General features: G+C 74.4%; 9 protein-coding genes. 5 read left to right on the top strand and 4 right to left on the bottom strand.

Annotation, left to right across the window (positions count from 1 at the left end; genetic code table 11):
- Positions 1 to 50: 50 nt before the first annotated feature.
- Complete coding sequence (locus ACF073_RS21375; RefSeq protein WP_392072185.1) at positions 51 to 1,871, top strand: prolyl oligopeptidase family serine peptidase; 1,821 nt, start codon at positions 51 to 53, stop codon at positions 1,869 to 1,871.
- A gap of 39 nt (positions 1,872 to 1,910) precedes the next feature.
- Here ACF073_RS21375 and ACF073_RS21370 read toward each other — a convergent pair whose 3' ends face one another.
- Entirely contained in the window at positions 1,911 to 3,821 is a 1,911-nt protein-coding gene (locus ACF073_RS21370) for an NAD-binding protein (RefSeq protein WP_392072470.1), read from the bottom strand.
- Between the two features lie 159 nt (positions 3,822 to 3,980).
- Between ACF073_RS21370 and ACF073_RS21365 the strand changes: the two genes are divergently transcribed.
- Positions 3,981 to 5,000, top strand: a complete 1,020-nt coding sequence (locus ACF073_RS21365) for a permease (protein ID WP_392072183.1) — start codon at positions 3,981 to 3,983, stop codon at positions 4,998 to 5,000.
- On the top strand, positions 4,997 to 5,761 hold the full coding sequence (locus ACF073_RS21360) for a TIGR03943 family putative permease subunit (protein WP_392072181.1): 765 nt from the start codon (positions 4,997 to 4,999) through the stop codon (positions 5,759 to 5,761). The genes ACF073_RS21365 and ACF073_RS21360 overlap by 4 nt, the downstream gene beginning before the upstream one ends.
- Positions 5,762 to 5,795: 34 nt before the next feature.
- Here the strand turns inward: ACF073_RS21360 and ACF073_RS21355 are convergent, their stop codons facing one another.
- Positions 5,796 to 7,844: an NAD(+) synthase gene (locus ACF073_RS21355; protein ID WP_392072179.1), complete on the bottom strand. Its 2,049-nt coding sequence runs from the start codon at positions 7,842 to 7,844 to the stop codon at positions 5,796 to 5,798.
- A 201-nt stretch (positions 7,845 to 8,045) separates the two neighbouring features.
- Between ACF073_RS21355 and ACF073_RS21350 the strand changes: the two genes are divergently transcribed.
- Entirely contained in the window at positions 8,046 to 9,065 is a 1,020-nt protein-coding gene (locus tag ACF073_RS21350; protein WP_392072177.1) for an ATP-binding cassette domain-containing protein, read from the top strand.
- A complete protein-coding gene (locus ACF073_RS21345; protein WP_392072175.1) occupies positions 9,062 to 9,856 on the top strand; it encodes an ABC transporter permease in 795 nt (264 codons plus the stop codon). Before ACF073_RS21350 ends, ACF073_RS21345 begins: the two co-directional genes overlap by 4 nt.
- Positions 9,857 to 9,948: 92 nt before the next feature.
- On the opposite strand, the gene ACF073_RS21340 is transcribed toward ACF073_RS21345, so the two are convergent.
- Positions 9,949 to 13,107 (bottom strand): ATP-binding protein, encoded by a 3,159-nt coding sequence (locus tag ACF073_RS21340; RefSeq protein ID WP_392072173.1) that lies wholly within the window; start codon positions 13,105 to 13,107, stop codon positions 9,949 to 9,951.
- Between the two features lie 54 nt (positions 13,108 to 13,161).
- The gene (locus tag ACF073_RS21335; RefSeq protein WP_392072171.1) at positions 13,162 to 13,440 is read right to left on the bottom strand and encodes a hypothetical protein; all 279 of its coding nucleotides are present in this window, start codon (positions 13,438 to 13,440) and stop codon (positions 13,162 to 13,164) included.
- Positions 13,441 to 14,031: the final 591 nt, after the last annotated feature.

The raw sequence follows: 14,031 nt of genomic DNA, 5'->3' as shown, positions 1-14,031 counted from the left end.
GGCACCCAATTGTCGTCGCGGCCAGGCAGTATGGGCGCATGACTGGGGCCATGAGTGAGAGCGGCGGCACGCCGAACACGCAGCACACACCGGACATGCCGGACTGGGAGAAGCGCTTCCGGGCGCCGCGGGTCTCGCTGCCCGACTGGGCGCAGGACGCGCCGGACCGCTCCCTGTTCGTGTCGAACGCGACGGGGACCTACGAGCTGTACGCCTGGGACCGCGCGACGGGTGAGCAGCGGCAGGCGACGGACCGGCCGAACGGCACGACGGACGGCGTGCTCTCCCCGGACGGCGCGTGGATCTGGTGGTTCGACGACAAGGACGGCGACGAGTTCGGGATCTGGCGCCGCCAGCCCTTCGCCGGCGGTCCGGACGAGGCGGCCGTGCCCGGTCTCGACCCGTCCTACCCGGCCGGTCTCGCCCTGTCCCGCGACGGCCGCACGGCGGTCGTCGGCCGCTCCACGGACGAGGAGGGTACGACGATCCATCTGGCCCGCACGGGCGCGGACCCGGTGGAGATCTACCGGCACCGCGAGTCGGCCGGCGTCGGCGACCTCGCGCACGACGGCTCCCTGATCGCCATCGAGCACACCGAGCACGGCGACGCCATGCACGCGGCCCTGCGGGTGCTCCGCCAGGACGGCACGACGGTCGCCGAGCTGGACGACACCAAGGGCGGCACCGAGGAGCTGGGCCTCGAAGTGCTGGGCTTCGCCCCGGTCGACGGCGACACCCGGCTGCTCATCGGCCACCAGCGCCGGGGCCGCTGGGAGCCGCTGGTGTGGGACGTGGCCTCGGGCACGGAGACGGACCTGGCCCTGGAGCTGCCGGGCGACGTCGGCGCCGAGTGGTATCCGGACGGCTCGGCCCTGCTCGTCGTCCACGGCTTCGAGGCCCGCAGCGAGCTGTTCCGGTACGACCTGGCGGACCGCGAGCTGACCCGCATCCCCACCCCGCCCGGCACGGTCTCCGGCGCGACCGCCCGGCCCGACGGCAGCGTGGAGTTCCTGTGGTCGTCGGCGGCCGAGCCCCCGGCGGTGCGCTCCACGGCCGGCGGCGTGGTGCTCGACCCGCCCGGCCTGGTCTGCCCGCCCTCGGTGCCGGTGGAGGACGTGTGGGTGGAGGGCCCCGGCGGCCGTATCCACGCGCTGGTCCAGAAGCCGGCCGGCGCGACCGGCCCGCTGCCCACGGTCTTCGATCTGCACGGCGGCCCGACCTGGCACGACAGCGACTCCTTCGCCGCGGGCCCGGCCGCCTGGGTCGACCACGGGTACGCGGTGGTCCGCGTCAACTACCGCGGCTCCACCGGCTACGGCCGCGCCTGGACCGACGCCCTCAAGCACCGGGTCGGTCTGATCGAACTGGAGGACGTGGCCGCGGTGCGCGACTGGGCGGTCTCCTCCGGTCTCGCCGACCCCGCCCGCCTGATCCTCACCGGCGCCTCCTGGGGCGGCTACCTCACCCTCCTCGGCGTCGGCACCCAGCCGGACGCCTGGGCCCTCGGCATCGGGGTGGTGCCGGTCGCGGACTACGTCACGGCGTACCACGACGAGATGGAGTCCCTGAAGGCCATGGACCGCACCCTGCTGGGCGGCACCCCCGAGGAGGTCCCGGAGCGCTTCGAGGCGTCCTCCCCGCTGACCTACGTCGACCAGGTCAAGGCCCCGGTCTACATCTCGGCGGGCGTCAACGACCCGCGCTGCCCGATCCGCCAGATCGACAACTACGTCAAGCGGCTGGAGAGCCGTGGCGCGGCCCACGAGGTGTACCGGTACGACGCGGGGCACGGCTCGCTGGTGGTCGACGAGCGGATCAAGCAGGTCAGACTGGAGATGGAGTTCGCGGAACGGCACCTGGGCGCGCGCTAGGCGCACCGAGCGGCGCGACCCGCGGGTGGCACGGAGGGCTCACCGCAGCTCCGCCAGCCCCCTGCGGGTCGCGGCGACCACCACCCGGTCGCCCTTCTCCAGGACGTGCTCGGGCGAGGTGTCGGTGCGGCCCTCCAGCGCCAGCACCCGCCAGGAGCCGGCCCGGAACGCCTCCCGTACGGTGCGGCCCTCCAGCTGGGGGTGGCCGTCCACGTCGACGGCGGCGAACAGCAGGACCCGCCGCTCGACCGCGATGGCGCCCAGCACCTGCCGCCCGAGCATCGCCCCGGCGAACGCGGGGGCGGCCAGATGCGTGACGCTGCGGCTGCGCGTCAGGGCGTGCGGGTACGCGATCCGGAGGGTGCGGTACACGGCGGTGGCGAAGTCGTCGTCGTACAGCCGCAGCACCACGCGCAGATCGGGCCGTACGGTCCTGGCGTACAGCACCGCCTCCAGGTTGGTGGTGTCCGCGCTGGTCACCGCGAGCAGCGCCTCGGCCCGCTGGATCTGGGCGGCCTCCAGGACGCCTTCCTGGGTGACGTCGCCGAGCACCACCGGCACCCGCAGCCGGCGGGCGGTGGCGAGCCCCCGTGCCTCCGGGTCGGCTTCCACGCACACCACGGGGATGTTCAGCTCCCGCAGCCGGGTCAGCACCCGGGTGCCGATCTTGCCGAGCCCGAGCAGCACCACGTGCCCGCTCAGGCCGCGCGGCGGCTTGCGCAGACCGGAGGCGGTGCGGAAGGTGCCGAGCGCTTCGAGGCCGGTGGCCAGCAGCACCGGCAGCAGCAGCAACCCGACGAGCGCGGAGAGGAGTTGGAGGAGCTGGCGGCCGAGGGGCTCCTTGAGGGCCGGGTCGTCGATCGCGAACAGGTCGAGGAGGGTGATGTAGCAGGCGCGCAGCGGATGGATGCCGGTCACCAGCCACAGGGCGACGGCGAGGCCGGCCACGCATCCGACCAGACCGGCCAGGGACCAGCGCAGCCGCCGGGAGAAGAGCGAGGCCAGCGGCATGACGCCGGTCATCCGGCGGCTGGGTGCGGCGGACTCCGTGCCGGTCGGGGTGGAGACGTGCTCCAGCACCACCGCCTGGCGCCCGGCGGCCCGCCGCACCTCCTCGTCGTCGGGGAGCAGCCGGGGCTGTTCCCCGGCGACGCCCGGTCCGTCCGGGCCGTCGGCGCCGGCCGGGTCGCCGCCGGACAGCAGGGCGAGGGTGAAGCGCCCGGCATCGGTGCCGGGTCCGTCGGCGGTGAGCGGCCGTTCGACGGCCCGCAGCAGCAGGCCCTCGGTCTGGACGACCTTGCCGGTGCCGGCCACGGCGGTGGCGGCCAGCGCGGGGGCGGCGGTGTCGGCGTCGGACAGGACGGTCGTGGAGGCCTCGACACCGCTGCCCGCACTCGCCGTTCCGCCCGCCCCGTCCGTTGCGCCGGTGCCGCCCGGTTCGTCCCCGGCGGCCAACGCGGCCGCCTGGTCGAGGAGTTCCTCGATGTGCTGGCCCAACCGCCGGTTGTAGAGCCGCAGGACGAGCCGCAGCCGGGGATTGAGCCGGCGGGCGGTCAGCGCGGCCCGGATGTTGGTCTCGTCGTCGTCGTACACGAGGGCCAGCGCGGTGGCCCGGGCCACCCCGGCCTCGGCGAGCACCGCCTCGGTCAGCTCGGCCGCCTCCAGCACCCCTTCGCCGTCCGGGCGTCCGCCGGGCGCGGTGCCGGGCGGCTGGCCGTTCCCGCCGGTCCCGCCCGTCCCGCCGGTTCCGCCGGTCCGGCCGACGGAGCCCACCGCGGCGTTGACCACGCGGTCGAACAGCGCAGCGGAGGCGGCCCGGGCCCGGCCGACCACCGGGGGCCGGGCGGTGCGGCCGTTCGGCGGCACGACAAGGGTGACCTGCTCGCCGTAGACCCCGCGCAACTCGGCGGCCAGCCGGTGCGCGAGCCCGTCGTCACCGCACACCACCATGTGCGCCGGCGGGCCCTGGGGCCACCCTTGGTACGGAACGCTCGCCACAAGGGAAAAGAGTGCCCCAAGGAGATGTGCGGTTCCAGCAAGTGAGTGAACGTTCGCGCCGGGGCCCGCGTACGGAAGGGGAGCGAGCGCAGCAGCCGGAGGTAACCGCCCGTGGCCATCACCGAAGACGCCCCGCCGGGCACGGACGCGCACCGTGCCGGGCCGCCGCCCGACCGCGCGGGCCGACGGCTCAGTTCCCCGCTCGTGCTGGTGCTGACCCTGCTGCTGGCGGTGCTGGCGCAGTCCCCGATCCGCGGGGCCCTCGGCTCCCCGGCGATGCAGAGCTGGATGACGGTGTTCGTGGCGGTGACCGTGCAGGCGCTGCCCTTCCTGGTGCTGGGCGTGCTGCTGTCGGCGGCGATCGCGGTGTTCGTCCCGGCGTCCTTCTTCGCGCGCGCCCTGCCGCGGCGGCCCGCACTCGCCGTGCCGGTGGCGGGGCTGGCGGGCGCGGTGCTGCCGGGCTGCGAGTGCGCGTCGGTGCCGGTGGCGGGCGCCCTGGTCCGCCGGGGTGTGACCCCGGCCGCCGCCCTCGCGTTCCTGCTCTCGGCGCCCGCGATCAACCCGGTGGTGCTGACCGCCACCGCCGTCGCCTTCCCCGGGCACCCGGAGATGGTCCTGGGCCGGTTCCTGGCGAGCCTGCTGGTGGCCTGTGCGATGGGCTGGCTGTGGCAGCGGCTGGGCCGTACGGACTGGCTGCGCCCGCCGGCCCGGGGCGCGCACGAGGGCGCCACCAAGGGGGAGGCGTTCTGGGGGTCGGTCCGGCACGACATCATGCACGCGGGCGGCTTCCTGGTGCTCGGCGCGACGGCCGCGGCCACCCTGAAGGCGGCGGTCCCGGCGGACTGGCTGAGCGCGGCGGCCGGTGTCCCCCTGGTCTCGGTGCTGGCCCTCGCCGTGCTCGCCGTCGTCCTCTCCATCTGCTCGGAGGCGGACGCGTTCGTCGCGGCCTCCCTCACCCAGTTCTCCCCGACGGCGAAGCTCGTGTTCCTGGTGGTGGGCCCGATGATCGACCTCAAGCTGTTCGCGATGCAGGCCGGCACCTTCGGCCGCGGCTTCGCGCTCCGGTTCGCGCCGGCCACCTTCGCGCTGGCGATCACGGGCGCCGTGCTGACCGGGGCGGTGCTCCTGTGAACCGCCAGGCCCAGGCGGCCGTGCTGTTCCTGCTCGGCGCGGCCCTGCTGCACGCGGGCGCCACCGATCTGGCGCTGCGCTACGTCAAGGCGGACCTGCGCCCGCTGCTGCTGGCCTCGGGCGCGGTCCTGATCGCGGCGGCCCTGGCGACGGCCTGGTACGAGCGCCGCGGCGGCCGGCGGGACCCGCAGCCGCGTCCCCGCTCCCGCCCCGAGGCCGGGCCCGGACCGCGGGGCCGAGAGCCGCACGCCCACCCCGAGCCCCGTACGGCCTGGCTGCTGCTGCTCCCGCTGCTCGCCCTCATCCTGATCGCGCCGCCGGCCCTCGGCTCGTACAGCGCGCTGCGCACCGGTACGGCCCTGCAGAAGCCGTACGCCTACGCCCCGTTGCCCGCCGGCGACCCGGTCCCGCTGTCCGTCGTCGACTACGCCTCCCGCGCGGCCTACGGCCACGGCCGCTCCCTGCACGGCCGCCGGGTCCGGGTCACCGGCTTCCTGGCGCTGGACCACGCGGGCCGGCCCTATCTGGTCCGGATGGCCCTCAACTGCTGCGCCGCGGACGCCCAGCCGGTGAAGATCGCGCTCACCGGCGAGCTGCCTCCGGTCCTCCGCCCGGACGCCTGGCTGGAGGTGACGGGCACCTACACCCCCCGGCTGGCCCGCGACCCGGTCAACAACGGCCCCGTCCCGTATCTGAAGGCCGCCTCCGCGCGGCCGGTCCCGGTGCCGCACGACCCGTACGACGAGACCTGGAACACCTGAGCGCCCGGCGGGCGGGCCGGCCGGCCCGGAGCCGTCACCGCCCGGTGTGCTCCGTCAGGTCGAAGCGGTTCAGGTCCCGCAGCCACGCCTCGGCGTTGCCGTCGGACGGGGCCCGCCAGTCGCCGCGCGGGGAGAGCGAGCCGCCGGCCGACACCTTCGGCCCGTTGGGCATGGCCGAGCGCTTGAACTGCGAGAACGCGAAGAAGCGGCGGCAGAACACCTCGAGCCAGTGCCGGATCTCGGTCAGGTCGTACGCCACCCGCTTGGCCTCGGGGAAGCCGGGCGGCCAGGCGCCGGCCGCCGCGTCGTGCCAGGCGTGCCAGGCCAGGAAGGCGATCTTCGAGGGCCGCAGGCCGTGCCGCAGCACCTGGAAGAGGGTGAAGTCGTGCAGCGCGTACGGGCCGATCTTCGACTCGGTGGACTGCATCTCCTCGCCCGGTACCAGCTCGGGGCTGATCTCGGTGTCCAGGATCGCGGCCAGGATCCCGCCGGTCTCGTCGTCGAACTGGCCGCTGCTGATGACCCAGCGGATCAGATGCTGGATCAGGGTCTTCGGCACCCCGGAGTTGACGTTGTAGTGGCTCATCTGGTCGCCGACGCCGTAGGTGGACCAGCCGAGCGCCAGCTCGGAGAGGTCGCCGGTGCCGAGGACGATGCCGCCGCGCTGGTTGGCCAGCCGGAACAGGTAGTCGGTGCGCAGACCGGCCTGCACGTTCTCGAAGGTGATGTCGTAGACCGGCTCGCCGGCGGCGAACGGGTGGTCGATCTCCTTCAGCATCAGCCGGGCGGTCGGCGTGATGTCCAGCTCGGCGGCGGTGACGCCGAGCGAGCGCATCAGCCTGTGCGCGTTGTCCTTGGTGTGGTCGCTGGTGGCGAAGCCGGGCAGGGTGAAGGCGAGGATGTCGCTCCGCGGCCGGCCCGCGCGGTCCATGGCGCGCGCGGCGACGATCAGCGCGTGCGTGGAGTCGAGTCCGCCGGACACCCCGATGACGACCTTGGGCCCGCCGATCGCCGCCAGCCGCTGCTGGAGCCCGGCGACCTGGATGTTGTACGCCTCGTAGCAGTCGAGGGCGAGGCGTTCCGGGTCGGCGGGCACGAACGGGAACCGCTCCACGTGCCGGCGCAGCCCGAGGTCGGTGAGCGGCGGGTCCAGCTCGAACGAGACCGTCCGGAAGGCGCCGGTGCGCTGCCCGTGGGAGCGCCGGTTGTCGTCGAAGGTGCCCATCCGGTGCCGCTCCTGACGGAGCAGGTCCAGGTCCACGTCGGCCACCGCGTACCGGTCGCCGAGCGGGAAGCGCTCGGTCTCGGCCAGCAGCGTCCCGTTCTCGTAGATCATGGTCTGCCCGTCCCAGGACAGGTCCGTGGTCGACTCGCCGAGGCCGGCCGCGGCGTAGACGTACGCGGCGAGGCAGCGCGCGGACGCCGAGCGGCACAGCAGCCTGCGGTCCTCGGCCCGGCCGACCGTGATGGGGCTGCCCGAGAGGTTGACCAGCACGGTCGCCCCGGCGAGTGCGGCCTCCGCGCTCGGCGGTACCGGCACCCACATGTCCTCGCAGATCTCCGTGTGGAGCACGAGGCCGGGCACGTCCTCGGCCGCGAACAGCAGGTCCACCCCGAACGGCACCTCGGCGCCCGCGACACGGATGGTGCCGCCCCGCTCGTCGTGGCCGTCGGCGATCTGCCGGCGCTCGTAGAACTCCCGGTAGTTCGGCGGGTACGACTTCGGTACGACGCCGAGGACGCGGCCCCGGTGGATCAGCACCGCGCAGTTGTAGATCCGGTGCCGGTGGCGCAGCGGGGCGCCGACGACCAGCACCGGCAGCAGCTCGGCCGACCCGGCGACGACCGTCCGCAGCGCCGCCTCGACCTGGTCGAGCAGCGCGTCCTGGAGCAGCAGGTCCTCGATGGAGTAGCCGGTGAGGCCCAGTTCGGGGAAGACGGCGACGGCGACCCCCTCGTCCGCGCACCGGCGGGCCTGGCGCAGGACCGCCTCGGCGTTGGCGGGCGGGTCGGCGATGACGGTGTGGCCCGTGCACGCGGCGACGCGCGCGAAGCCATGCTGATAGATCGACCAGAAGTTCAACGGACTTCCCTCACGACGCCACGGACCCCACAGACGAACGAATCTCCTACAGCAGAAGCCTAGATCTTCTCGCTCCGGATCTTCCCCCGGCCACTGTGGCAACCGTCCTGACCTGCGCCTTCCGCCATCCTGAAACTCCGCCCGGCCCGCTGAAACCGGGCTGAAGCCGCGCTGAACCGGTCCGGGCGCACGCTCTGGGCCATGACGACGACAACGCACGAACCCGCGATCGCGGCCACCGGGCTGCGCAAGGCCTACGGGGACAAGACGGTCCTCGACGGCATCGACATCCAGGTGCCCGCCGGCACGGTCTTCTCCCTCCTCGGGCCGAACGGCGCCGGCAAGACCACGGCGGTCAGCATCCTGTCCACGCTGATCTCCGCCGACGCCGGCCGGGCGCGGGTCGCCGGGCACGACCTCGCCGCCGAGGCCCAGGCCGTCCGGGCGGCCATCGGGGTCACCGGGCAGTTCTCCGCCGTGGACGGCCTGATCACCGGCGAGGAGAACATGCTCCTCATGGCGGACCTGCACCACCTGTCCAAGCGCGAGGGGCGCCGGGTCACCGCCGCACTGCTGGAGCGCTTCGACCTGGTGGAGGCCGCGAAGAAGCCCGCCTCCACCTACTCCGGCGGTATGAAGCGCCGCCTCGACATCGCCATGACCCTGGTCGGCAGCCCGCGGATCATCTTCCTGGACGAGCCGACCACCGGACTCGACCCGCGCTCCCGGCACACCATGTGGCAGATCATCCGCGAGCTGGTCGCCGGCGGCACCACGGTCTTCCTCACCACCCAGTACCTGGAGGAGGCCGACCAGCTCGCCGACCGCATCGCGGTGCTCGACGGCGGCAGGATCGTCGCCCAGGGCAGCGCCGAGGAGCTGAAGCGGCTGGTCCCCGGCGGCCATGTACGGCTGCGGTTCTCCGACCCGGTGGTGTACGAGCGGGCGGCGACCGCGCTCCGCGAGGCCACGCGCGACGACGAGGCGCTCACCCTGCAGATCCCCAGCGACGGCAGCCAGCGCGAGCTGCGCGCCGTACTGGACTGGCTGGACTCGGTCGGCATCGAGGCCGACGAGCTGTCCGTGCACACCCCGGACCTGGACGACGTGTTCTTCGCCCTGACCGGCGGCGACTCCGGTCCGGCCCGGTCCGCGAACCGGAACGCCAAGCACGCCGACGAGAACGCCGACGAGAACACCGACAAGGAGACCGTCCGATGAGCGCCGCCGCCCACACCCTCCGCGACAACCTCACCATGCTGCGGCGCAACCTGCTGCACGCCCGCCGCTACCCCTCCCTCACCTTGAACCTGCTGCTCACGCCGGTCATCCTGCTGCTGCTCTTCGTGTACGTCTTCGGCAACGTGATGAGCGCCGGCCTCACCGGCGGCCACGCGGACCGCGCCGAGTACGTCGCCTACCTCGTCCCCGGCATCCTCTTCCTGACCGTGGCCATGACCTCGCTCGGCACCGCGGTGTCCGTGGCCACCGACATGACCGAGGGCATCATGGACCGGTTCCGCACCATGGCGATCTCCCGCGCCTCCGTGCTGATCGGCCATGTGATCGGCAGCGTGATCCAGACGATGATGGCCCTGGTGCTCGTCCTCGGCATCGGACTGGCCATCGGCTTCCGGCCCGACGCGTCGCCGGTGGAGTGGATCGCGGCGGCCGGGCTGATGGCTCTGGTCACCCTCGCGCTGACCTGGCTCGCGGTCGGCATCGGTCTGGTGAGCCCCAACGCCGAGGGCGCCAGCAACATCGGGATGCCGCTGGTGATGCTCCCGTTCCTGTCCAGCGCGTTCGTGCCGGTGGACGCCATGCCGGGCTGGTTCCGCTGGTTCGCCGAGTACCAGCCCTTCACGCCGGCCATCGAGACCCTGCGCGGTCTGCTGCTGGGCGACGCGATCGGCACCAGGAACGCGGTGCTCGCCGTCGCCTGGTGCCTGGGCCTGACCCTGCTGGGCTACCTGTGGTCCAGGGCGCGGTTCAACCGCGAGCCGCGGCGGTGAGGCCGGGCGGGCCCACCCGCAGGCCCGTGCACCCGCAGCCCGCTCCACCCGCAGTCCGGTTCAGCCGCAGTCCGCTCCACCCGCAGTCCGGTTCAGCCGCCGGCCGGATCTCCGCCGGTCAGCTCCCGCAGCGCCGCGGCCCGCAGCTCCTCCCGCCCCAGGGCGGCGTACTCCGACCTCGCGTCGGTGTACGCCGCCCTGTCGGCGTTCTCGGCCGCCTCCCGGGACCGGCTCCAGGACAGGGCGGGGAACTCCCGTACCACCGGCATCCGTTCGGCGAGCGCCACCAGCCGTACCGCCCCCGTGTCGCCCCCGGCCAGTGCGGCGAAGCCGAGCGCCAGCAGGACCGTGCCGAACACCGGCAGTTCCACCGGGGCCCGGTCGGCGGTGCCCGAGACCATCCCGAGCAGCCGCTCCCGCAGCTCCCCGGCGAGGCCCGCCACCGGTTCGAGCCGGCCGGCCTGCGCGTGCGCCGCCAGCGCGGCCGACCGCACCTCCAGCGACCACGGCACCAGGAACGGGTCGTCGGGAAAGACCCTGCTGTCCTCCCGGGTCCTGGCCACCGCCCGGCGCCACAGCCCGAGCCCCACCTCGGTCAGCCCCCGGGCCAGCGCGATCTCCGCCCGGGCCGGCAGGTCGGGGGAGAAGATCAGGGCGGACTCCGGCGGCTGGTCCAGCTCCGCGAGCCCGAGCCAGTACTCCGCCTCGTCGACGTCCCCACGCTGCAGGCAGGCGAGCACCAGCGCCCAGTGCACCCCGACCGAGTCCGACCAGTCGCCGAACCGGCTGAACTCGCCGAGCGCGTCGAGCGCGGCCCGCAGGTGGTCGTACGCCTCCGAGCCCCGCTCGGTCTGCAGGCACAGCTCGCTGATCCGCCCGTGGCAGAGCAGCAGGGCGGCCGGATTGCCGAGCGGGGTCAGCGCGTCGAGCATCGAGCGGGCGTACTCCAGCGCGCGCTCGGTCTCGTGCTGGGCGTCCCACACATAGCTCGCCACGCAGGCCGCGATGCCCGCGAGCAGCGGCTCCCGCGACTCGCACAGCTCCTGGAGCCGTTCGAAGCGCGGCGGACGCATGTCCGGGACGGCGCACAGCACGATCGACAGCGCCCGCAGCAGGGTGTCCGGCGGTGCGGCCGGCAGCCGGCGCAGGGTCACCAACTGCCGTACGGCGTGCGGGCCGCGGCCCATGAACAGGCTCGTCGCGCACACCGCCGCCGCGCTGCGCACCGCCTCCACGTCCTCGGGGCTGTCGGGGGAGGGCCGGAACCGGGACAGCGGCCCGCCGGTCTCGGCGATCAGCGAGACGAGCCGGGTGTAGTGGGAGTCGATGGCCCACAGGGAGGCCAGTACGGCGGTGACGGCGGCCGTGCTCGGCCCGTCGGAGCGGGCCAGGGCGAGCCGCAGCGCCCGGACGAGGTTGTCCTGCTCGGCCCGGATGCGCAGCCAGGCGGGTACCGGGTCGCCGCCGAACAGCACGTCGTGGTGGGCGCGGCCGAAGTCCCGGGCCCAGGCGAGGAACCGGTCGGCGACCGCCTCCTGTTCGCCGGCCTCGGCCCGTTTCGCCGCGCCGAACTCCCGCAGCGTCTCCAGCATGTGGAAGCGCGCCCCGGAGGGGTTGTCGCCGACCCGGATCAGCGACTGGCCCGCCAGCTGCTCCAGCAGCTCCAGCGTGTCCCCGGTGTCGCCGAGCACGTACTCCGCGGCCTCCTCGGTGAATCCCCCGGGGAACACGGACAGGGCGCGCAGGGCGGCCCGGCCGTCGGGTTCCAGCAGGTTCCAGCTCCAGTCGACCACGGCCCGCAGGGTGCGATGCCGCTCGGGCGCGTCGCGGGCACCGCCGCGCAGCAGGGCGAACCGGTCCCGCAGCCGGCGGGAGATGTCGGCCACGGAGAGCACCCGGACCCGGGCGGCGGCCAGTTCCACGGCGAGCGGCAGTCCGTCCAGGTGCCGGCAGATCTCGGCCACCGCGTCCTCGGGCAGCTCCACACCGGGCCGGGCGGCGCGCGCCCGCTGGACGAAGAGTTCCACCGAGGTCGCCTGGGACAGCTCCGGAAGGCCGTACACGGACTCCGAGCTCAGCCCCAGCGGGGCCCGGCTGGTGGCCAGGACGCGCAGCTGACCGGAGCGTGAGACCAGCTCCTGGACGAGGGCCGCCGCGCCGGCGACGACGTGCTCGCAGTTGTCCAGCACCAGCAGGGCGGGTCCGGTGCCCAGCGCGGCGACGATGGTGCCGGCCAGGTCCGTGCCGCCGGGGAACTGGCGGCCCTCGCCGGCGCCGACCGCCGAGGCCACCTCGCCGGCGACGTCGGCGTCGGCGGTGACTCCGGTCAGGGTGACGAAGTGCACCACGGGCTGCTCGGCCGCGCGGCTCACCGCGTGGGAGAGGCGGGTCTTGCCGAGACCGCCGGGACCGGCCACGGTCACCACCCGGGAGGCGCGCAACAGCCCGGCCACGGCGGCGAGATCGCCGTCCCGGCCCAGCAGCGGGTTCGGCTCGTGCGGGACGCCGTGTCTGACGGGGGCCGCGTCCGCGCCGAGCAACTCCTGGTGAACGGACTTGAGTTCGCGGCCGGGGTCGGTGCCGAGGCCGTCACGGAGCCGGCGGCGGTAGGCGTCGTACCGGGCCAGGGCCGCGGCCCGGCCGGCGGTGGCGGCCTCGCAGCGCAGCAGCTCGGCCAGCAACTCCTCGTCGCGCGGCAGGTCACCGGCGAGTTCGGCGAGGGGGGCGGCGGCCTCCTCGCGCCGGCCGAGCCGGGCGAGCGCGAGCGCCCGGGACCGGGTCAGCGCGTGGTGCGCCCGGACCCGGCCGGTCCGCAGCGCCACCACCGGGTCGCGCGCGTCCTCGCCGGCCGCCGCGCCCACGGCGCCGTCCCACAGGGCGAGTCCGGCCTCGGCCTCGGCCAGCGCCGCCGCGTGGTCACCGGCCCGCGCCCGCTCGGCGCTCGCCGTCTCGCGCAGCAGCAGCGCGGAGCTGTCGACCTGTGTCTCGTCCAGCGCCAGCCGGTAGCCGGCCGGTGTGCTCACGATCAGCTCGGCGCCCAGCTGCGACCGCAGGCGCGACACGAGGATCTGCACCGCCTTGCCCGGCCGCTCGGGCAGGTCCTCGTCCCACAGGCCCTCCACGAGCCGGCCCGTGCTGCAGCCGGTGCGCAGATCCTCCGCGAGCAGCGCCAGCAGCCCGCGCAGCCGGGGCGCGGTGATCTCCCGGCCGCGGCAGGCGACGCGGGGCAGCAAGGTCAACTCGGTGGTCACGCTGGGAAGACTAGGGCGTTTCCCCGGGCGTGGACATGGAGAGCGCCTGTCCGGCTAGCCGAGGCGGTCGACGGCTTCCTTGGCTTCCCGCAGACCGGCGCCCGTGGTCTCCCGGTACAGCTTGATCGCCTGGACCGGCTTGCCCTCGCGGGCGAGCGCGGCGACCTCGTCGAGCCGCGGCTGCTCCTCGCGCAGGTCCAGGTGCTCCATGATCAGGTCGAGCTTGCGCTCGACGCGGGCGAGGCGCCGGTCGGCCCGTGCGAACCGGCTCTCGACGACCATGACGCAGCCGAGCGCGGCCAGGGCGAGAGCGAGGCAAACCACTATGTCCATGACTGTGATCGTATAAGTGCCCCCGCCCGCTGCGGAGTCGGACACGCACCCGTGCTTCAAGCGGTACGGCCGACCAGCGGGCCCATCACGTCGAGGGACCCGAGGCCCGGGTAGGAGCCCGCGAACATCGCCGGGACGATCGCGAAGTACCAAGGAATCTGCGGCACCCGTACGGCCCGGTCGCGGAGACCGTCAAGGCGCCGTCAAACAGGGCTGAGGAGCCGTCAGGGACCCGTCAAGGGCAGCCGAGGACGGCCGGATCCCGTCGCAGACTGATCCCCTACGGGGGAACGGGCGACCATCCGTGGTGTGCCGCGCAAGAGGCGCGCGACGGAGAGCGGTGGTCGTCCCGTCCGAGGGCAGCCCCGCACGGCGGTGGCGAGGGGGTTCGCAGACGGCCGGTCCGGGACCGGGGCTGCGCCTCGGACGACGGGCGGTGGCCGCGCGGGCCCCTCAGCGCCGTCGCGCCCGCGCCGCCAACCCACAACACCCCCGCACAGCCGCCCCCCCAGGGGCGCGGGGAACTGCGCGACAAGCCACCACGCACCCGCAGCCGACACACCCACGCCCGCCCCGGCTGACACACCCACG

The organism is Streptomyces sp. NPDC015171, assembly GCF_043079545.1.
GTDB lineage: Bacteria > Actinomycetota > Actinomycetes > Streptomycetales > Streptomycetaceae > Streptomyces.
Note: the sequence above shows the minus strand (reverse complement) of the source record. Positions and strands in the feature narration are given on the sequence as shown.